Source organism: Caulobacter sp. Root343 (assembly GCF_001425745.1).
GTDB lineage: Bacteria > Pseudomonadota > Alphaproteobacteria > Caulobacterales > Caulobacteraceae > Caulobacter.
On sequence record NZ_LMDF01000011.1, the window covers coordinates 144,056 to 162,473 of the forward strand.

The window sequence follows — 18,418 nt, forward strand, 5'->3', positions numbered from 1 at the left end:
AGGGCGCCTATTGAAAATTGCGTGTCATCCCGGCCGGAGCGCAGCGGAGAGCCGGGACCTCGGGAAGCGCGGCGCTTCCGGCGGTCCCGGATCGGCCTTCGGCCGTCCGGGATGACAGATAAAGTTAGAGAGTCGCGAGGAACGCTTCGTACGCGTCGCGGTCCATCAGGGCGTCGACCTCGGCCGGGTTCGACAGCTTGATCTTGGCGAACCAGCCGCCGCTTTCCGGCAGGGCGTTGACGGTTTCGGGCGTGTCGCCGAGCTCGGCATTGCCCTCGACCACCTCGCCCGACACCGGGGCGTAGACGTCCGAGGCGGCCTTGACGCTTTCGACCACGGCCAGGTTCTCGCCCTGCTTCACGGTCTTGCCGACTTCCGGAACCTCGACGAACACGACGTCGCCCAGCTGCTCGGCGGCATAGGCGCTGATGCCGACGGTGGCCACGTCGCCCTGGACGATGACCCACTCATGATCTTTGGTGAAACGCATTGGTCTGGCCCTCTTTCAGATCTTGCGGACGTAACGGTTCGGCACGAAGGGGGTGGCGACGACTTCGGCGGCCGCCTGCTTCCCTCGCACGATGACTTTCAACTTCGTCCCGATCGCGGCATGGGCCGGCGAGACGAAACCGATGGCGATGGGGTAGCCCAGGCTGGGGGCGAAGCCGCCGCTGGTGACCTTGCCGACTACGGCGCCCGCCTCGTCGGCGATCTCGGCGCCTTCGCGGGCCGGAGCGCCTTCCAGCACCTTCAGGTTCACCCTGACGCGCGACAGCTCGCCAGCCAGTTCCTTGCCGATGCGGGACGCGCCCAGATAGTCGCCGGCCTCGCGGCGCGACTTGCCGACCGCGAAGTTCAGGCCGGCCTCGATCGGCGAGACGGTCTCGTCCAGGTCGTGGCCGTAGAGCGGCAGGCCGGCCTCCAGACGCAGGCTGTCGCGGGCGCCCAGGCCGATCGGCTTGACGCGTTCGTCGGTCAGCAGCGTATTCCACACCCGCTCGGCGGCGTCGGCCGGAACCGAGATCTCGTAGCCGTCCTCGCCGGTATAGCCCGAGCGCGAAAGGACGGCGTCGACGCCGAAGGCGGTCAGGGCCAGGGTGTCCATGAACACCATGCCGGCCGCTTCGGGCACATGGGCGGCCAGGACGGCGGCGGCCTCGGGGCCCTGCAGCGCCAGCAGCGCGCGGTTCTCGAGGCGCGTCACGGTCGCCTCGCCGGTCAGCGCCTGAGCGATGATCTCGTAGTCGTTGTCCTTGCAGGCGCCGTTGACCACCACGAACAGGCCGTCGTCGTCGGGACGCGCGGTCATCAGGTCGTCGATGATCCCGCCATCGGCGTTCAGCAGCACGCCATAGCGCTGCTTGCCGGACTTCAGGCCCTGATAGTCGGCCGAAACCACCTTCTCGAAGCTCTTGGCGGGGTTGGCGCCGCGGATCCGGGCCTGGCCCATGTGCGAGACGTCGAACAGGCCGGCGTGCTCACGGGTCCACAGGTGCTCCTTCAGCACCCCATCCTTGTACTGCACCGGCATGTGGTAGCCCGCGAACGGCACCATGCGCGCGCCCAGCGCCACGTGGGCGTCGTACAAGGGAGTCTTCTTGAGATCTTGATCGGACACTGCACAGGCTCCAAGCGGGGTCGGCGAGACGACCGGCTCTCGCCGGGTGGTCGCGCCCCCGCTGTCCCTTGGACCTGAGAGATTCCGGCCTTCCCCCTCTGCTGTTTGGGGTCGGCCTTGCTCCTTCGGCGAGCCGCCCTTTCGGGAGACTACTTTCCAGCGTTTCTAAACCCGCGCGGTCCTTTTGCCTGAGCGTTTCCGGGGCGGTTGCGCCTTCGGCCTCGGGAGCGAATCCCGATGTCTCCCGCGAGGGTCGCTGGGGTGATGCGGGAGGGGCGACGTGGAGTCAAGGGCGGCCCGCCGGGTTAGAGGGCCAGATCGCCAAACCAGTCGTCCTCGCCGATCGGCGGACCAGGCGGGACCACGATCTTGCTCTTTCCATCAGCGACCAGCGCCGCCAGGCGACCGCCGCTCTCGTCGGCGACGATCCCGGCCAAGGCGCGGGCCTGGGCCCGATCGGCGGGGTCGCCGGCCGCCGTCTTGAGGCCCTTGCCCCAGTCGGCCAGCCGGGCCCGGATCACGGCGGCGGCGGTCGGCGACAGGCTCTTGTCGTCGAGCGCCTGAGCCAGGTTCGTCACCATCCGCTGGCGCGCGCGACGGGCCAGCTCGGCTTGGCGCCCCGTCGTCTTGCCGTCGAAGGCGGCGAACGCCAGCGCCTTGTCCAACAGGCCCTCGACGCCGGGTTGGGCCGGATCGCGGCGCTTGGCCTCGACCAGCCGGTTCAGCCGGGCCGGCGCGAACAGATCGGCCCAGACCAGATCGGCAGCGACTTCCGCCGTGGCGGGCAGGTCGAAGACCGGGCCCTGGCCGAAGGTCTCGATCTCGTAGGCGTGGTCGCTCCCCTGTGACTGGCCCGAGGTCAGGACGTCGAGCGCCTTGTCGGAGAGGTCCAGCGCCGCCGGCGTGATGGTGCGCAGCAGGGCGTCGATGGCGGCGGCCTGGCGATCGGCCGGCACGAGCTTGCTGGCCTCCTTGCCGTCGCCTTCCGCGCCATAGGTGAAGTCGATCCCGCCAACCAGCTTGGCGGTCGCGTCGACCTGATAGCGCTGGAAGATGTAGATCGGCGCGATGACGCGGCGCAGGTCGGCGACCGAGGCCCCCTTGGGCAGATTGCCGAGACCGAAGCGATCGAGCGCGATCTTGCGCACCGCCATCAGGTGGTCGAGCTCGGCGACCGGATCGGAGCCGTTGTCCCACACCGCCCCCAGCGGATGCGGCGTGTCGGCCGCGCGGGCGTCCTCGTCGGAGACGTAGCGCAGACCGTCGACCTGACTCTTGTCGGCCTTGGCCTTCTGCCAGGCCTTGTCATCGGTTCCGGCCGGGGCGGGGCCGTACAGCCAGTCGATCACGAACTTGTCCCAGGCCCCGACGCCGCGGCCATAGGCGTCGGCGAAGTCGAGCCCACCGTCCTTGATGGCGATCTTCGGAGCCGGATAGTCCATGACCGAAGCCCGGCCGCCATAGGTGCTGGCGGCGAAATTGTGCTGCAGCCCGATCGAGTGGCCGATCTCGTGGGTGGCTAGCTGGCGCAGGCGGGCCAGGGCGATCTCGATCGGGTCGTTGGGGCCGCCCTTGCCGGTCTTGTCGGCGCCCTCCAGCCCCTCGAAGATCAGCCGGTCCTGGCGAATGCGCTGCGAGCCCAGCAGGACGTCGCCCTTGACGATCTCGCCGGTGCGCGGATCGACCACCGCGTGGCCGTACGACCAGCCGCGCGTCTGGCGGTGCACCCAGTTGACGACGTTGTAGCGGGCGTCCAGCGGGCTCACCCCCTCGGGCAGCACCTCGACCCGGAAGGCGTCGATGAAGCCCGCCGCCTCGAACGCCTGGTTCCACCAGCGACCGCCCTCGATCAGGGCCGAGCGCACCGGCTCGGGCGCGGCGCGGTCGACATAGAAGACGATCGGCTTCTTGACCGGCGAGCGGGCGGCGGTCGGATCGGTCTTCTCCAGCCGGAAGCGATGGACCAGGCGGTAGACCAGCGGCTCGTTCAGCGGGGCGGAATAGTCGGCCACCGTGTGGTCGATGACGCCGACGCGCGGATCGTTCTGGCGTGGCTGGTAGCCGGGTTCGGGCAGGGCCACGAACGAGTGGTGCAGGGCCAGGGTGACGTTGCGCGGATCGGGGACGATGCCGCGCACCTCGGAACCCGGATCGTCGCCAACGAAGGTCTCGACCGCCTCCAGCTCGACATTCAGCGGGAACACGTTGACCTCCCCGGTGTCGGCGTAGGACAGGCCGTCGTTCAGGCGGAAATCGCCCTGCTTGCTGCGCTTGAGGCTCTTGGCGATCCCTTGCGCGTCACGGACCAGGAACGAGGTCACGTCGACCAGCAGGCCGCCGTCGGGCGCCTCGGCCTCGACCGTGTTCGACCAGACGCTGGAGACCGGGAACGAGTCGGCCACCGCCTTCTGCTCGTCCAGCGAGCCGCGCGCGGCCGAGAAGCCCCAGTTCTCGAACTGGGCGATCACCTTGCCGCCCACCCGGCGGAAGGCGACGATCTGGGTGTCGCCCGGGGCCGAACGGTCCAGGCCCGTCGGGTTCGAGCCGAGGCCGGCCCGCAGATAGGTCTGGTAGAGGTAGCGCCCAGCGATCCCGTCCGCGCCCGGCTTGGGCAGCAGCAGCAGGATCTTGCCGTCCTTCCTGTCGACGAAGACCGGAACCAGGCCGTCCTTGCGTTCGAGGCCGACGATCGCCTCGGCGAACTTGTCCTTGGCCGGGACCTTGGCCTTCTCGGCGAACGCCGGCGCGGCGACCGCGCTCAGGCAGGCGCTGGCCATCAGCATGGCGATCTTCGACTTGCTCATACGCTACCCCGACCCGAATGAGCCGCGACTGTCGGGCGGGTCGGAGGCGATTGCAACGGGCGACTCCCCTACCCCTTGCGGGGAGGGGCCGGGGGTGGGGGTGTGCACGCGAAACGAGCAGACGCGCAGCCGGCGCCCCCATCCCCAACCCCTTCCCCGCGAGGGGGAAGGGGCTAGAGATTTACATCCGCTCCGGCGCTTCGATGCCCAACAGATCCAGCGTCAGCACCAGCTGGCGCAAGGTCGTCTCGGCCAGGGCCAGGCGCGAGCCGCGCAGGTCTTCGCTTTCGGCGCTGACGATCGGGCAGGCGGCGTAGAACTTCGAGAAGGTCTGGGCCAGCTTGTAGGCGTGCTCGGCCACGAAGTTGGGGGCCTTCTTGTCGTAGGCCTCCTGCAGGGCGCCCTCGAAGGCGTCCAGCAGCATGGCCAGATCGCGCTCGGCCGCCTCGTGGATCACGATCCGGCCGGCGGTCGCGCCGGCCTCGGCGGCCTTGCGCAGCACGCTCTTGATGCGCACCGACTGGTACAGCAGGTACGGGCCGGTCTTGCCCTCGAAGCTGGTGAAGCGGTCGAGGTCGAACACGTACGAGGTGCCGCGGAAGTTCTGCAGGTCGGCGAACTTCAGGGCCGCGACGCCGACCTTGTGGGCGGTGTCCTCGAACTGCTCTTCGGAGAGCTCGGCGCCGAGGCCGGCCTCGTGCAGGCGCTCGCGGGCCTTTTCACGGGCCATCTCGATCAGGTCGTGCAGCTTCAGCACGCCGCCGGCCCGGGTCTTGAAGGGCTTGCCGTCGGCGCCGTTCATGGTGCCGAAGCCGATATGCTCCAGCGAGCCGTCGGCCGCGTAGCCGGCCAGGTAGGCGGCGCGGAACACGGTCTCGAAGTGCAGGGCCTGGCGCTGGTCGACGCAGTAGAGGATCAGGTGCGGGTCGAACGACTTGCGGCGGTCCAGGATCGTCGCCAGGTCGGTCGTGCCGTACATGGCCGAACCTTCCGACGAGACCACCAGCAGCGGCGGCACGTCCTGCTTGTCGCCCTCACGGGCGACGCGGACGATGCGGGCGCCCTGGTCCTCGACCAGCAGGCCCTTGTCCTCCAGCTGGCGGACCATCGGCTCGATCAGGTCGTTGACGTCGCTCTCGCCCTTCCAGAGGTCGAAGTCGACGCCCAGGGCGTGGAACTCGCGCTCCAGGGCGACGCGGCTGACCTTGACGAAGTGGCGCCACAGCAGACGGTAGCCGAAGCGGCCGTTCTGCAGCTCGGCGGTGGCCTTGCGGGCCCGCTCCTTGAACGCCGGGTCTTCCTTCTGACGCACCGAGGCGGCCGGATAGATGCGGTCGAGGTCGGCCAGGCTGATCCGGCTCTCGAACTCGGCCATCACCTTGGCCTCGTCGGCCGCCGAGAAGCCGCGCGGCGCTTCCGGCAGCTTCTCCATCAGGGCGTTGATGAAGGCGTCCTCGTCCATGATGGCGCTGATCAGCAGGCCCATCTGGAAGCCCCAGTCGCCGAAGTGGGCGTCGCCCACCACGTCGTCGCCGCGGAAGCGGTACAGGCGCTTGACCGACTCGCCGATGATCGAGGCGCGCAGATGGCCCACGTGCATCGGCTTGGCGACGTTGGGACCGGCGTAGTCGATCAGCACCCGGCGCGGGCTTTCCAGCAGCTGGGCGCCGGTGCGGTCGTCGGACGCGATCTCGCGGGCGCGGGCCGACAGGGCCTCGTCGCTGACGCGCAGGTTGATGAAGCCGACCCCGGCGATCTCCACCGAGGCCAGGCGCGGGTCGCCCTTCAGGATGTCGACGACCTGCACGGCGATCTCGCGCGGATTGCGCTTGGCGCTCTTGGCCGCCGCGAGGGCGCCGTTGCACTGGAAATCGGCCAGGTCGGGTCGGTCGGAGGCGGTGACGCGTCCGAATTCGGGAGGAAGTCCGGCGGCCTGGAAAGCGGCCGCGGCCGCTTCACTCAGGGACCGCTTCAAATCGTTCATTGCTTGGTAGGCGTCCCTGCTGGGGCTTGGCTCGGCTGGGCTTGGGCCGTCTGGCCCGCATTGACCCGGAAGCGCTTGCCCTCGCGGTTGAAGGCGGCCATTTCCGGCGTCACGTCGAAGCCGAGCAGCACTTCGAAATTGCCGCCGCTGACCTTGGAGTCGGCGCGCGGAATGGTGATCTGCTCGATGGTCTCACGCGTATAGACGCGATCCTGGCCGGCGGCGAAGCTCACCGGCAGGTCGAAATATTCCTTGGCGATCACGGCCTGGTTCCGCTCGGTGACGGCCACCCAGTAGCGGTAGACGTGCTTGTCGCCCTCGGCCTTGGGGCCGCGTCCCAGCTGGAACAGCGCCTCGATACGGATCTTGATCGGCTCGTCGCCCTTGTAGGCGCAGCCCGAGGCGATGCTCTGGATCTCGCCGGTGAAGCCGGCCTGGGCGGCCGATTCCTTGGCCTCCTTGAACTCGACATAGCGGCTGGCGTCGTACAGCACCTTCACATACGGGCACGGGCCGGCGTTGCGAAGTTGCTGCAGCGGAGCCTTGGGCTGGTTCCACTCCTCGTCGCGCTTCTTCTTCTTGGCGCCCTGGTCGTCGTCGCCGCCCTGGTCGCCGCGGCCGGGCCCCTGGGCGTAAACAGTCGTCGCCGTCGCGGCGATCGAGACGGCCATCAGGGCGCTGAGAGCGAACGAAAGAGTGCGGCGCATGAAACGTCCGGTCCGAGAAAGAAAGAGCCAAGCGGGACCACAGCGCCCCGTCGGCGTCATGCAGCCTGATAAAGGCATATGCGTGACGTCGCAACGCCGCAGACTCCTGGCGCCGAGGGCTTCGAGAGACTAGTTTCCGCGCCATGAACGCCCATACGCCAGTCCGTCGCCCGATCTCGCTCGTGCTAGCCAGCCCGCGCGGCTTCTGCGCTGGCGTCGATCGCGCCATCCAGATCGTCGAGCGCGCCGTCGAGAAGTTCGGCGCCCCGGTCTATGTGCGTCACGAGATCGTGCACAACCGCCACGTGGTCGATCGGCTGAAGGCGCTGGGCGCGGTGTTCATCGAGGAGCTGTCCGAGGCCCCCGACGACCGCCCCGTGGTGTTCTCGGCCCACGGTGTACCCAAGTCGGTGCCGGCCGAGGCCAAGTCGCGGCAGATGATCTATCTGGACGCCACCTGCCCGCTGGTCTCCAAGGTCCATGTCGAGGCTCAGAAGCACTTCGACGCCGGCCGCGAGATCGTGCTGATCGGCCATGCCGGCCATCCCGAGGTTATCGGCACCATGGGCCAGCTGCCCGAGGGCGCGGTCACCCTGATCGAGGACATCAACGACGCCGCCGCCTGGGTTCCCAAGGACGCCGCCAACGTCGCCTTCCTGACCCAGACCACCCTGTCGGTCGACGATACCGCCGACATGGTGGCGCTGCTGCGCGAGCGCTTCCCGGGCATCGCCGCCCCGCACAAGGAAGACATCTGCTACGCCACCACCAACCGCCAGGACGCGGTCAAGCACCTGGCCGAGCAGAGCGAGCTGGTTCTGGTGGTGGGCTCGAAGAACTCGTCCAACTCGGTGCGCCTGATGGAGGTCGGCCTGAAGGCCGGCGCCACCGCCGCCTATCTGATCGACGACGCCAATGGCGTCGACTGGACCTGGTTCGAAGGCGTGCAGCGCGTGGGCCTCACCGCCGGGGCCTCGGCCCCGGAAGACCTGGTGCAGGGCGTCATCGACGCCATCTCGGCCCGCTTCGACACCACCGTCGAGGAACTGGTCGAGGCGCGGGAGACCATCACCTTCAAGCTGCCGAGGCTGCTGACGGCTTAGCGTGGTGACCGGCCGTTCGCCATGCGCTTCATTCGTCCACTACCCAACGGCATACGGCGAGCGCTGCTAAGACAACACTGACGGCAATCAACAGGATCGCAGGGCCGAAGAGAAGCCATGCGCCAACTGTCGTGTCAGGAACGCTGTGCGCCCCGGCGAATATCCAGGCAAACGCAAGGGCGAACGCCCCCAGGGCATATGCTCTTCCAAATCGCCGCGAAAAAGAAATCCAAGAACCACTACCCACAAAGGCGTCTCTGGCCTCAGGCCAGGTCCTAAAGCGTTCGCGAATTGCCGCCGCATAGAGGGCAGGCCATAGCGTAGCCGAGGCGATGGCCACGAACGCAAGCAGCAGGAATAGGACGACAGCTCCCATCCGACGACTTTAGGCTGAGTGGGCAATGGCGACCATAGGTCTCGAGGCGGCCTCAGCAGCGGGAGCACACCGCCGGAAGACATCAGCGTTCGCTTCCGGATTCGCTAGCACGGATGTCGGCTCGTTTTCAGGCTCGTCCATGCCGGAACTCCTTCCGCGCGGCCATGGCACGTCGAAGACGAAGCTCCCCCTTGACCGCCAGCGCCGGCTCCCGCATCCCGGCGTCATGGCCGTCTATACCGACATCACCGACCAAGAACTCGCGACCTTCCTGGAAGGCTACGACCTGGGGGCGCCGCTGGCGTTCAAGGGCATCGCCGAGGGCGTGGAGAACTCCAACTTCCTGCTGGAGACGGAGAGCGGCCGCTACATCCTCACGGTCTACGAGCGTCGGGTGAAGGCGCAGGACCTGCCCTATTTCCTCAACATGTTGACCTGGCTGGCCGACAAGGGCTTTCCCAGCGCCCGGCCGATCCCGGACCGCAAGGGCGCGACCCTGTCCAGCCTGCGCGGCAAGCCGGCGGCGCTCGTCGAGTTCCTACCCGGCCTGTCGGTGCGCAAGCCGACCGTCGCCCATTGCCGCGAGGCCGGCGAGGGCCTGGCCTGGCTACACCTGGCCGGCGAGGGCTATCCCGGCCGCCGCGCCAACGACCTGGGCCAACAGGCCTGGTCGCCGCTGTTCGCCAAGCACCGCAAGGCCGCCGAGGACCTGAAGCCGGGCCTGTCGGCGACCATCGACAACGACCTGGCGCAGCTGGCCCTGATGTGGCCGCGAAATCTGCCGGCCGGCGTCATCCACGCCGACTATTTTCCGGACAACGTCTTCTTCCAGTCGAACGGCAAGTTCGCCGCGGCGATCGACTTCTATTTCGCCTGCGACGACGCCTACGCCTACGACGTGGCCGTCACCTTGAACGCCTGGTGCTTCGAGCCCGACGGCAGCTTCAACATCACCGCCGCCAAGGCCCTGCTGAACGGCTACGAGCGCCGCCGGCCGCTGAGTCCGGCCGAGAAGCAGGCCCTGCCGATCCTGGCGCGCGGCGCGGCCATGCGTTTCTTCCTGACCCGCCTGGCCGACTGGGGCTCGACCCCGCCCGGCGCCCTGGTCCGGCCCAAGGATCCGCTGGAGTACGAGCGCAAGCTGGCCGTCCACCGCGAAGGGCTCGTGCTGTTCGCATGACGCCCAAGGTCACCATCTACACCGACGGCGCCTGCAAGGGTAACCCGGGCCCGGGCGGCTGGGGCGCCATCCTGTTCTACGGCGACAAGAAGAAGGAAATCTGCGGCGGCGAGCCGGCGACCACCAACAACCGCATGGAGTTGATGGCCGCCATCCAGGCCTTGGAGCTGCTGAACCGCCCCTGCAAGATCGAGCTGCACACCGACAGCCAGTACGTGATGAAGGGCATCCAGGAGTGGATCCGGGGCTGGAAGGCGCGCGGCTGGAAGACGGCCGACAAGAGCCCGGTCAAGAACGACGACCTCTGGAGGCGGCTCGACGCCGCGCGCGATCGGCACGACGTCGACTGGCGCTGGGTCAAGGGCCACGCCGGCCATCCGCTGAACGAACGGGCCGACGCCCTGGCCAACGAAGGCCTGCGCAAGGCCAATCCGCGCTTCGGCTAACATTCGACTGTCATCCCGGACGACCCGGAGGGTCGATCCGGGACCGCCGGAAGCTCTGAGCTTGCTGCGGTCCCGGCTCTCCGCTGCGCTACGGCCGGGATGACATTGTTGACGCCTAAGCCGCCGAGGCCGACGCCACCAAACTTCCAGGCTGGTCGCCCGTCGCGAACGGCAGGCCTTCGGAGTGCCAGCCCGTGATCCCGCCGATCATCAGCTTCACCGGCCGCCCCAGCTGGGCCAGCTTCAGCGCCGCGCGGTCGGCGCCGTTGCAGTGCGGGCCTGCGCAATAGACGACGAACAGGGTGTCGGCCGGCCATTGCGCCAGGCGCTCGGCATTGATCTCGGCGTGGCGCAGGTGGATGGCGCCGGGCACGTGCCGGCGGGCATAGGCTTCGGGCTGGCCGACGACGTGCAGCAGCACGAAGTCGACCTCGCCCGCCCGCAGGGCCGCGGCGACGTCGGCGCAGTCGGTCTCCAGCGACAGGCGCGCGGCGAAGTGGGCGGCGGCGACTTGGGCGGACGCGGCGGGGATTTCGGATACAAAGCTCATGACGGCCTCCGTGGATGACGGCGGCAGACTTGCCCCACGGGGCCTGCCCGCGTTAGCAGGCCAGACCGACAGCGACCGTAAAGATCATGCCAAACCCTCCACCCAAGGGCCGCCTCGTCGTCGCCCTGGCCTATGACGGCCTCTGCACCTTCGAATACGGGGTGGCGGTGGAGCTGTTCGCCCTGCCCCGGCCGGAGATGGGACCGGACTGGTACCGCTTCGCCACCGCCGCCGTGGAGCCGGGCGAGCTGAGGGGCTTGGGCGGCGTGCGGGTCGTCGGCGACGGCGGGTTGGAGCTTCTGGAGCAGGCCAGCATCATCGTCGCGCCGGGCTGGCGTGGCCCGGACGCGCCCGTGCCGCCGCCCCTGGTCGAGGCCCTGCTGGCGGCCAACGCCCGCGGCGCGCAGCTGATGTCGATCTGCTCGGGCGTCTTCGTCCTGGCCGCCACCGGCCTGTTGGACGGCCGCCGGGCCACCACCCACTGGCGCCATGCCGACGCCCTGCGCGCACGGCATCCGGCGATCACCGTCGAGCCGGACCTGCTGTATATCGACGAAGGGGATGTGATGACCTCGGCCGGCAGCGCGGCCGGCATCGACCTGGGCCTGCACCTGATCCGCCGCGACTTCGGGCCAGAAGCGGCCAACAGCGTCGCCCGCCGCCTGGTGACGCCGCCACACCGCGACGGCGGTCAGGCCCAGTTCGTTCAGCGGCCGGTGCCTGTCATCCACGAAGCCTCGCGGCTGGGGCCGATCCTCGACCGAATGCGTGCTGACCTGTCGGGCGCCCACACGATCAAGGCTCTGGCCGACACGGCCGGCATGAGCGAGCGGACCTTCCTGCGGCGGTTCGAGGCCGCCACCGGCGACACCCCGGCCCGCTGGCTGCTGGCCGAGCGGCTGAACCGGGCGCGGGACCTGCTGGAGACCTCGACGGCCGGAATCGCCCAGGTGGCCGAGGCGGTGGGCCTGGGCGCGCCGGCCCTGCGGCATCACTTCCGCCGCCAGTTCTCGACCACGCCCGGCGCCTATCGCGCCAAGTTCTCGCGCGGCTAGGGGATAAGCGAATAGGCCGCCCGATCCGCTTCACTCCAGTGCGGCAGGATCCGGTCGAGATTGAGCTCGATCCAGTCGGCCAGGCCGCGCACCCGCTCGGCCACCTCCACGCCTGTCGGCGTAAGGCTGTATTCCACGTGCGGCGGCACGACCTGGAACGCCACGCGCTTGACGAAACCGTCGCCCTCCAGCTGCTGCAGGGTCTGGGCCAGCATCCGCTCGCTGACGCCGCCGATACGTCGTCGCAAGGCGCTGAACCGGCAGGTTCGCGTCTCCAGCGCCATCAGCACCAGCACGCCCCAGCGGCTGGTGACGTGGTTGAGCACCTGGCGTGACGGACAGCCGGCGGCCATCAGGTCGCCGCGCTCCACCCGTTCGGAAAGCGCGATCGGCGGCGCGGCGGCGATTTCGAGATCTTCTTCCATACTTACATTCATGTACGTACTTACGAAAAGTAAGCAAGAGCCCTAGATCGCATCCGTCATCACGGAGAACGATCATGACCATCGCCATCACGGGCGCGACCGGCCAGTTGGGCCGCCTCGTCATCGAGAAGCTGAAGGCTCGCGTCCCCGCCGGCGAGATCATCGCCCTGGCGCGCGATCCGGCCAAGGCGGCCGACCTGGGCGTCACGGTTCGAACGGCCGACTACGGCGATCCCGATACCCTGGCGGCCGCGTTGCGCGGCGTCGACACGCTGTTGCTGATCTCGGGCAACGCGGTCGGCCAGCGTGTCCCGCAGCATCGCAACGTGATCGAGGCCGCCAAGGCCGCCGGCGTCAAGCGCATCGTCTATACCAGCGTCCTGCGCGCCGACACCTCGCCCCTGGCGCTCGCCGAGGAGCACAAGGCCACCGAGGAACTGATCGAGGCCTCGGGCCTGACCTACGCCTTCCTGCGCAACGGCTGGTACACCGAGAACTACACCGGCGCCCTGCCGGGCGCGATCGCGGCGGGCGCGCTGATCGGCGCCTCCGGCCAGGGCCGGATCTCCGCCGCGACGCGCGAGGACTACGCCGAGGCCGCCGCCGTCGTGTTGGCCACGCCGGACCAGGAGAACCGGATCTACGAACTGGCCGGCGACACGGCCTTCACCGGCGCGGACCTGGCCGCCGAGGTGTCGCGCCAGGCCGGCGAGACCCTGCCCTATAACGACCTGCCCGAGGCCGAATACGCGCGGATCCTGGAGAGCTTCGGCCTGCCCGGTCCGTACGCGGCGATTATCGCCCAGTCGGACGCCTCCGCCGCCCGCGGCGCGCTGTTCGACGACGGCCGCCAGCTGTCGACCCTGATCGGTCGCCCGACCGCGCCGCTGTCGACGGTGGTGGCGGCGGCGCTGAAGGCCGCGACCTAAGCGCGACGAAGCTGTGGGCGGCGGGAGAAACCCTCTCGCCAAGCCCGCCCGGCTTTGCCAAGCACCGGGGATGAACCTCGTCGGCTATTATCGCGTGCCCCCGGTGCGCGGCGTCTTCTTCAGCCCCGCCCAGGAGGAGCGCCTGCTGCTGATGGGCTGCCAGGAGGTGTTCAGCGACCGCTGCCTGCCGGCCGGCGTGGTCCGGCCGGGCCTGGATCGCGCCTTGGCCGCGCTGGAGGACGGCGGGACCCTGGCCGTGCTCAGCCTGCACGCCCTGGCGGGCACGATGGTCGACCTGCTGGAGGTAGCGCGGGGACTAAAGGCGCGCGGCCTGCATCTGGTGGTGGCCCAGCCGGAGATCGACACCCGCGCCGACGCCGCCTTCTTCGAGGCCTGCCAGACGCTGGCCAGCTTCAACGGCGAACGGGCCCTGGTCCGGGCGGCCGAGGCGTCGCTGGTCGCCAACGGCGTCCGAGGCGGCGGCCTGCAAGGGCTGAAGGCGGCGGCGACGCCGGAACCCGACGCGCCGCCGTCCTCGGAGGACGACTAGACCTTCAGCCGGTAGCCCGTCTTGAAGATCCACGCGACGGCGGTCAGGCAGACGGCCAGGAACACGGCGGTCATGCCCAGGCTGACGCCGACGCCCACGTCGGAGCGGCCGTAGAAGCTCCAGCGGAAGCCGCTGATCAGATAGACCACCGGGTTGAACAGGGTGATCTTCTGCCAGATCGGCGGCAGCATCTTGATCGAGTAGAAGCTGCCGCCCAGGAAGGTCAGCGGCGTCACCACCAGCAGGGGGACGATCTGCAGCTTCTGGAAGTCGTCGGCCCAGACCCCGATGATGAAGCCGAACAGGCTGAAGGTGATCGAGGTCAAAACCAGGAACAGCAGCATCACGAACGGATGGGCGATCTCGAACGGCACGAAGATCCGGGCCGTGGCCAGGATCAGCAGGCCCAGGCAGATCGACTTGGTCGCCGCCGCCCCGACATAGCCGGTCACCGCCTCGATCCAGGCCACGGGGGCCGAGAGCAGCTCGTAGATCGTGCCGGCCCACTTGGGCATGTAGATGCCGAACGAGGCGTTGGAGATGCTCTCGCCCAGCAGCGACAGCATGATCAGGCCCGGCACGATGAAGGCGCCGTAGCTGACCCCGTCGATGGCCTGCATGCGCGAGCCGATCGCCGAGCCGAACACCACGAAATAGAGGCTGGTCGACAGCACCGGCGAGACGACGCTCTGGGCCAGGGTGCGGAACCAGCGCGCCATCTCGAAGCGGTAGATGGCCTTGATCGCGAACAGGTTCATTGCGGGGCCCTCACCAGGCTGACGAAGATGTCCTCCAGCGAGCTCTGGTCGGTCTTCAGGTCCTTGAATTCGACGCCGTGCTCGGCGAGGCGCTTGAGGAGGTCGGCGATGCCGGTGTCCTCGGCCTGGGCGTCGAAGGTGTAGACGAGGTCGGCGCCGTCATTGGCCAGGCTCAGCGACGGCTGGTTCAGGCCGGCCGGCAGGGCCGTCAGCGGCTCGCGCAGGTGCACGGTCAGCTGCTTCTTGCCCAGCTTGCGCATCAGGACCGACTTGTCCTCGACCAGGATGATCTCGCCCTTGTTGATCACCCCGATCCGGTCGGCCATCTCCTCGGCCTCCTCGATATAGTGGGTGGTCAGGATGATGGTGACGCCGTTCGCGCGGAGCTGGCGGACCATCTCCCACATGTCGCGGCGCAGCTCGACGTCGACGCCGGCGGTCGGCTCGTCCAGGAAGAGGATGGTCGGCTCGTGGCTCAGGGCCTTGGCGATCATCACCCGGCGCTTCATGCCGCCGGACAGGGCCATGATCTTGCTGTCCTTCTTGTCCCACAAGGACAGGTCGCGAAGGATCTTCTCGATCAGGGCGTCGTTGGCCGGCTTGCCGAACAGGCCGCGCGAGAAGCGCACCGTGGCCCAGACGGTCTCGAAGGCGTCGGTGTGCAGCTCCTGCGGCACCAAGCCGATCTTGGTCCGGGCGGCGCGATAGTCGCGCACCACGTCGTGGCCGTCGGCCAGGATCGTGCCCTGGCTAGGATTGACGATGCCGCAGATGATGCTGATCAGCGTGGTCTTGCCCGCCCCGTTCGGGCCCAGCAACGCGAAGATCTCGCCCTGCTTGATGTCGAGGTCGATCGTCTTCAGGGCCTGGTGGCCCGACGCATAGGTCTTGGTCAGACCCTTCACCGAAATGATGGAGGTCACGCGCTCTCCCCTAGGCGCGATGTCGAGGCATCGCGCGTCCTCTGCAGAAACATGGCTTATTCGCGCCTCAAATGGTGTGGTTCAGCCGGGATAACAGGGGCGTGGCGCGAACTTGTCAGCAGAGGGCCGTCAGGTGGGGACCTTGCGCACCTTCAGCACCGCGCCGTCGACCCCGATCACGACCACCTCCTGGCTGATCGCCGGGATCGGCTCCTCGGTCTCGGCGGCCCAGTCCTTGCCGTCGACGAACACCCGGCCCCGGCCCTGCTCGAAGGTCGAGAGCACCTGGCCGCGCTGGCCGATCAGGCGCTGAAGCGGATCGTTGAGATCGGGACTGTTCGGCTCCAGCACCGGCCGCAGGAAGCGCCGCGCCAGATAGGTGGTGGCGATGGTCAGGACCGCGAACAGGCCTAGCTCGATCACCAGGCCCGGATGCAGCGCCTGGGCGACCAGGGCGACGATGAAGGCGCTGGCGGCCGGCCATAGCAGCCAGCCGCTGCCCGTGCCGACCTCGATGGCCAGAAACAGGGCCGCGACCGCCAGCCACAGCCAGAGCGGATGCATCGCGTAGAAGCCTCCCAGGGCGTCCATGGATCAGGCTCCGCGCTTGCCGCCGGTCGGCGTGCTGGTTGTCGCGGCGCGCTGCGTGTCAGAGCCGAGGCTCTTGATCAGCTCGCTGACGCCGGCGACCGTTCCGGTCAGGCCGGCGAAGTCGGCGGGCACGATCACGGTCTTCTGCTGCGGGCTGCGGGCCAGCTCGCCAAACGCCTCGACGTATTTCTGGGCGATGAAGTAGTTGATCGCGTTGACGTCGCCCTTCGAAATGGCCTCCGAGACGAAGGCGGTCGCCTTGGCCTCGGCCTCGGCTTCCCGCTCGCGGGCCTCGGCGTCGCGGAAGGCGGCCTCGCGGCGGCCCTCGGCCTGCAGGATGGCCGACTGCTTCTGGCCCTCGGCGCGGGCGATCTGCGACTGCTTCTCGCCCTCGGCCTCGGTGACCACCGCGCGCTTCTCGCGCTCGGCCTTCATCTGACGGGCCATGGCGTTGGTGATGTCCGGCGGCGGCGTCAGGTCCTTGATCTCGATCCGCGCCACCTTCACGCCCCAGGGGCCGGTGGCGTGGTCGATGGTCGACAGCAGCCGGGTGTTGATGGCGTCCCGCTGGCTCAGCACCTCGTCCAGCTCCATCGAGCCCACGACGGTGCGCAGGTTGGTCTGGGCCAGCTGGGTGATGGCGTAGATCAGGTTGTCGACGCGATAGGCGGCCGCGGCGGCGTCCATCACCTGGATGAAGACGATCGCGTCGACCTTCACCGACACGTTGTCCTTGGTGATGACCTCCTGCTGCGGGACGTCCAGCACCTGTTCCATCATGTTGACCCGCCGGCCGATCGTCTCGACGAACGGGGTCAGGATGCTGATGCCGGGCTTCAGGGTCCGGGTGTAGCGGCCGAACCGCTCGACGGTGAATTCGCGCCCCTGAGGCACGATCTTGATCACACTGATCACCAGCACGAAGGCCAGGATCAGCAGCACCAGAACGACGATCGACGTACCCAAGACGCCCTCCCCTCACAAACCTTGTGGTTGAGGTTAGCGCGCCCCTTCGCCTTCCGCCACGGAATCCGGCGCCGGATCGGCATGGCGGGCCGGACGCATCGACTGCGACAGCTTCCGGGCCAGGGCCTGGCCCTTGCGCGCGGCCTGCTGCTCGGCCTTGTGGCTGGACTCGTCACAGATCGGATATTCGCTGCGGCGGGCGGCGAAGCCGGTGTTGAACCGCTCGCGCAGCTGGACGTCGAAGGCCTGGTCGGCCTGTTCGACCTCGGTCAGCCGCACCATGCGGGCGCGCCAGTACTGGTCGCCCTCGCCTTCGCAGGCCTGGCGCAGGGCATGGCTCTCGCCCAGCGTATAGGCGAGGTCCAGCAGGCGCTGGCGCTCGCCGGCGTCCCGCTCCTGGGCCAAGGCCACGGGGGCCCAAGCCACAGAGACCAGGACGGAAGAGGCGACGAGGGCGGCCAGGGCGACGCCGATGGGGAACGGACGCGACATGGCGCTGTTATCGCCAAAGCCCGCCGCCCTGTCACGGCCCCGCGCCCAACGGGCGAGCGGCGGCGCTGGAAGCTTGGGGATAAAATGTCTCCCGGTGTCAAAAAAGCGTGGACGATAAAGGCCTTGCGATCACCACGGATCGGGCGTTCCCTGTGGATACTGCAAGGAGGTCTGCTCATGACTGAGGTGCATTACGGCGTTGTGCGCGTCGGTGATCGCTGGTCCATCATCGGCGACAACCTGCGCTTCGGCGCCTACGAGACGCGCGGCGAAGCGCGCGCGGCGGCCCGCCGCCTGGCCGAACATCCGGCTGGCTTGGGCCTGTCGGTGATGCTGCACGAACAGCAAGACGACTGGGTGCTGCCCCGTCCGATCGCGCTCAGCTGAGGCTCAGCCCGCCTCCTCGAGCTCGTCGGGGCCGTACAGCCACGGCTTGACCACCCGCCACACCTGCAGCACCGAGGCGACCGCGCCGACGATCGAGGCGACGACCTGGAACGCCTGCCAGACGAAGCTGACCAGCGGATCCTCACCCAGCATGGCGACCAGCGGATAGATCAGGTTGCTGACCGCGATGCGGAACTCGGCATAGGCGCGGGAGTATTCGACCGACGCGCCGGCCAGGGCGGCCATGACCACCACCGCCAGGACCGGGGCCCACAGCAGCGGCAGGATCAGTAGCAGGGCCAGGGCGGTGACCAGCGACTTGGTCGACAGGCCGACGTCCTTGGTCGCCGTGATCCCGACGCCCGCCACCACCGCCAGGCCCAGCAGGGCGAAGGCGGCCGGCAGGGCCAGGTCGGCGGTGTCGGCCAGAGGCAGGCGGGCGGCGAACACCGCCAGCGACATGACCGCCAGGGTCACGACGAACCCGCCCAGCCAGAGCGCGCCATACTGGCTGAGCCGCCGCCGCAGATGCCGTCTCGCGATCATCGCCGATCTCCCCTTCGTTTTGAGGGTG

The 18,418-nt window shown here is 68.7% G+C and carries 20 protein-coding genes and 1 riboswitch; of the genes, 7 read left to right on the forward strand and 13 right to left on the reverse strand.

What is annotated here, in order from left to right:
- Nucleotides 1-124: 124 nt before the first annotated feature.
- The 5 genes from gcvH to ASC70_RS22460 all read right to left on the reverse strand — a co-directional run bounded on the left by gcvH (nt 125) and on the right by ASC70_RS22460 (nt 7,113).
- Complete coding sequence (gcvH, locus tag ASC70_RS22440; protein ID WP_047411812.1) at nt 125-490, reverse strand: glycine cleavage system protein GcvH; 366 nt, start codon at nt 488-490, stop codon at nt 125-127.
- Between the two features lie 15 nt (nt 491-505).
- Nucleotides 506-1,618 (reverse strand): glycine cleavage system aminomethyltransferase GcvT, encoded by a 1,113-nt coding sequence (gene gcvT, locus ASC70_RS22445; RefSeq protein ID WP_056054889.1) that lies wholly within the window; start codon nt 1,616-1,618, stop codon nt 506-508.
- Between the two features lie 166 nt (nt 1,619-1,784).
- Nucleotides 1,785-1,875, reverse strand: a riboswitch (glycine riboswitch).
- A gap of 48 nt (nt 1,876-1,923) precedes the next feature.
- On the reverse strand, nt 1,924-4,422 hold the full coding sequence (locus ASC70_RS22450) for a zinc-dependent metalloprotease (protein ID WP_056054892.1): 2,499 nt from the start codon (nt 4,420-4,422) through the stop codon (nt 1,924-1,926).
- 181 nt (nt 4,423-4,603) lie between these two features.
- Nucleotides 4,604-6,406 (reverse strand): arginine--tRNA ligase, encoded by a 1,803-nt coding sequence (argS, locus tag ASC70_RS22455; RefSeq protein ID WP_056054894.1) that lies wholly within the window; start codon nt 6,404-6,406, stop codon nt 4,604-4,606.
- Nucleotides 6,403-7,113, reverse strand: a complete 711-nt coding sequence (locus ASC70_RS22460) for a hypothetical protein (RefSeq protein WP_056054897.1) — start codon at nt 7,111-7,113, stop codon at nt 6,403-6,405. The genes argS and ASC70_RS22460 overlap by 4 nt, the downstream gene beginning before the upstream one ends.
- 143 nt (nt 7,114-7,256) lie before the next feature.
- Here ASC70_RS22460 and ispH point away from each other — a divergent pair, with 143 nt between their 5' ends.
- The 3 genes from ispH (at nt 7,257) to rnhA (ending at nt 10,218) form a co-directional block, all read left to right on the forward strand.
- The gene (gene ispH / locus ASC70_RS22465; RefSeq protein ID WP_056054900.1) at nt 7,257-8,216 is read left to right on the forward strand and encodes a 4-hydroxy-3-methylbut-2-enyl diphosphate reductase; all 960 of its coding nucleotides are present in this window, start codon (nt 7,257-7,259) and stop codon (nt 8,214-8,216) included.
- Nucleotides 8,217-8,818: 602 nt separating this feature from the next.
- A complete protein-coding gene (thrB, locus tag ASC70_RS22470) occupies nt 8,819-9,772 on the forward strand; it encodes a homoserine kinase (protein WP_056055309.1) in 954 nt (317 codons plus the stop codon).
- Nucleotides 9,769-10,218 carry a ribonuclease HI gene (rnhA, locus tag ASC70_RS22475; protein WP_056054903.1) on the forward strand — a complete coding sequence of 150 codons (450 nt, stop codon included), beginning with the start codon at nt 9,769-9,771 and terminating at the stop codon, nt 10,216-10,218. The genes thrB and rnhA overlap by 4 nt, the downstream gene beginning before the upstream one ends.
- Before the next feature lie 115 nt (nt 10,219-10,333).
- Here the strand turns inward: rnhA and ASC70_RS22480 are convergent, their stop codons facing one another.
- Entirely contained in the window at nt 10,334-10,768 is a 435-nt protein-coding gene (locus ASC70_RS22480; protein ID WP_056054906.1) for a rhodanese-like domain-containing protein, read from the reverse strand.
- 86 nt (nt 10,769-10,854) lie between these two features.
- Between ASC70_RS22480 and ftrA the strand changes: the two genes are divergently transcribed.
- Nucleotides 10,855-11,823 carry a transcriptional regulator FtrA gene (ftrA, locus tag ASC70_RS22485; protein WP_056054908.1) on the forward strand — a complete coding sequence of 323 codons (969 nt, stop codon included), beginning with the start codon at nt 10,855-10,857 and terminating at the stop codon, nt 11,821-11,823.
- On the opposite strand, the gene ASC70_RS22490 is transcribed toward ftrA, so the two are convergent.
- The gene (locus ASC70_RS22490; protein WP_056054911.1) at nt 11,820-12,248 is read right to left on the reverse strand and encodes a helix-turn-helix domain-containing protein; all 429 of its coding nucleotides are present in this window, start codon (nt 12,246-12,248) and stop codon (nt 11,820-11,822) included. The genes ftrA and ASC70_RS22490 overlap by 4 nt on opposite strands.
- A 74-nt stretch (nt 12,249-12,322) precedes the next feature.
- Here ASC70_RS22490 and ASC70_RS22495 point away from each other — a divergent pair, with 74 nt between their 5' ends.
- Together ASC70_RS22495 and ASC70_RS22500 are read left to right on the forward strand one after the other, a co-directional pair.
- Nucleotides 12,323-13,177 carry an SDR family oxidoreductase gene (locus tag ASC70_RS22495; protein WP_056054914.1) on the forward strand — a complete coding sequence of 285 codons (855 nt, stop codon included), beginning with the start codon at nt 12,323-12,325 and terminating at the stop codon, nt 13,175-13,177.
- A 70-nt stretch (nt 13,178-13,247) separates the two neighbouring features.
- Nucleotides 13,248-13,727: a recombinase family protein gene (locus ASC70_RS22500; RefSeq protein ID WP_082539919.1), complete on the forward strand. Its 480-nt coding sequence runs from the start codon at nt 13,248-13,250 to the stop codon at nt 13,725-13,727.
- On the opposite strand, the gene ASC70_RS22505 is transcribed toward ASC70_RS22500, so the two are convergent.
- The 5 genes from ASC70_RS22505 to ASC70_RS22525 all read right to left on the reverse strand — a co-directional run bounded on the left by ASC70_RS22505 (nt 13,724) and on the right by ASC70_RS22525 (nt 17,457).
- Nucleotides 13,724-14,485 (reverse strand): ABC transporter permease, encoded by a 762-nt coding sequence (locus ASC70_RS22505; RefSeq protein ID WP_047411843.1) that lies wholly within the window; start codon nt 14,483-14,485, stop codon nt 13,724-13,726. The two genes, ASC70_RS22500 and ASC70_RS22505, sit on opposite strands and share 4 nt — an antisense overlap.
- A complete protein-coding gene (locus ASC70_RS22510; RefSeq protein ID WP_047411845.1) occupies nt 14,482-15,429 on the reverse strand; it encodes an ABC transporter ATP-binding protein in 948 nt (315 codons plus the stop codon). The genes ASC70_RS22505 and ASC70_RS22510 overlap by 4 nt, the downstream gene beginning before the upstream one ends.
- A gap of 108 nt (nt 15,430-15,537) precedes the next feature.
- On the reverse strand, nt 15,538-15,999 hold the full coding sequence (locus ASC70_RS22515; RefSeq protein ID WP_056054923.1) for an NfeD family protein: 462 nt from the start codon (nt 15,997-15,999) through the stop codon (nt 15,538-15,540).
- 3 nt (nt 16,000-16,002) lie between these two features.
- Entirely contained in the window at nt 16,003-16,965 is a 963-nt protein-coding gene (locus ASC70_RS22520) for an SPFH domain-containing protein (RefSeq protein WP_056054925.1), read from the reverse strand.
- 33 nt (nt 16,966-16,998) lie between these two features.
- The gene (locus tag ASC70_RS22525) at nt 16,999-17,457 is read right to left on the reverse strand and encodes a TIGR02301 family protein (protein WP_056054928.1); all 459 of its coding nucleotides are present in this window, start codon (nt 17,455-17,457) and stop codon (nt 16,999-17,001) included.
- Between the two features lie 177 nt (nt 17,458-17,634).
- Between ASC70_RS22525 and ASC70_RS22530 the strand changes: the two genes are divergently transcribed.
- Nucleotides 17,635-17,844, forward strand: a complete 210-nt coding sequence (locus ASC70_RS22530; RefSeq protein ID WP_047411854.1) for a hypothetical protein — start codon at nt 17,635-17,637, stop codon at nt 17,842-17,844.
- A 3-nt stretch (nt 17,845-17,847) separates the two neighbouring features.
- Here ASC70_RS22530 and ASC70_RS22535 read toward each other — a convergent pair whose 3' ends face one another.
- Complete coding sequence (locus tag ASC70_RS22535; protein ID WP_056054931.1) at nt 17,848-18,390, reverse strand: hypothetical protein; 543 nt, start codon at nt 18,388-18,390, stop codon at nt 17,848-17,850.
- Nucleotides 18,391-18,418 lie beyond the last annotated feature (28 nt).

Coding starts and splice junctions, on each gene's coding strand:
- ASC70_RS22535 (WP_056054931.1), bottom strand. CDS start 18,390: ATGATCGCGAGACGGCATCTGCGGCGGCGGCTCAGCCAGTATGGCGCG.
- ASC70_RS22500 (WP_082539919.1), top strand. CDS start 13,248: ATGAACCTCGTCGGCTATTATCGCGTGCCCCCGGTGCGCGGCGTCTTC.
- ASC70_RS22515 (WP_056054923.1), bottom strand. CDS start 15,999: ATGGACGCCCTGGGAGGCTTCTACGCGATGCATCCGCTCTGGCTGTGG.
- ASC70_RS22480 (WP_056054906.1), bottom strand. CDS start 10,768: ATGAGCTTTGTATCCGAAATCCCCGCCGCGTCCGCCCAAGTCGCCGCC.
- ASC70_RS22450 (WP_056054892.1), bottom strand. CDS start 4,422: ATGAGCAAGTCGAAGATCGCCATGCTGATGGCCAGCGCCTGCCTGAGC.
- ASC70_RS22495 (WP_056054914.1), top strand. CDS start 12,323: ATGACCATCGCCATCACGGGCGCGACCGGCCAGTTGGGCCGCCTCGTC.
- thrB (WP_056055309.1), top strand. CDS start 8,819: ATGGCCGTCTATACCGACATCACCGACCAAGAACTCGCGACCTTCCTG.
- ASC70_RS22460 (WP_056054897.1), bottom strand. CDS start 7,113: ATGCGCCGCACTCTTTCGTTCGCTCTCAGCGCCCTGATGGCCGTCTCG.
- gcvH (WP_047411812.1), bottom strand. CDS start 490: ATGCGTTTCACCAAAGATCATGAGTGGGTCATCGTCCAGGGCGACGTG.
- argS (WP_056054894.1), bottom strand. CDS start 6,406: ATGAACGATTTGAAGCGGTCCCTGAGTGAAGCGGCCGCGGCCGCTTTC.
- ASC70_RS22525 (WP_056054928.1), bottom strand. CDS start 17,457: ATGTCGCGTCCGTTCCCCATCGGCGTCGCCCTGGCCGCCCTCGTCGCC.
- ispH (WP_056054900.1), top strand. CDS start 7,257: ATGAACGCCCATACGCCAGTCCGTCGCCCGATCTCGCTCGTGCTAGCC.
- rnhA (WP_056054903.1), top strand. CDS start 9,769: ATGACGCCCAAGGTCACCATCTACACCGACGGCGCCTGCAAGGGTAAC.
- ASC70_RS22505 (WP_047411843.1), bottom strand. CDS start 14,485: ATGAACCTGTTCGCGATCAAGGCCATCTACCGCTTCGAGATGGCGCGC.
- ASC70_RS22490 (WP_056054911.1), bottom strand. CDS start 12,248: ATGGAAGAAGATCTCGAAATCGCCGCCGCGCCGCCGATCGCGCTTTCC.
- ftrA (WP_056054908.1), top strand. CDS start 10,855: ATGCCAAACCCTCCACCCAAGGGCCGCCTCGTCGTCGCCCTGGCCTAT.
- ASC70_RS22530 (WP_047411854.1), top strand. CDS start 17,635: ATGACTGAGGTGCATTACGGCGTTGTGCGCGTCGGTGATCGCTGGTCC.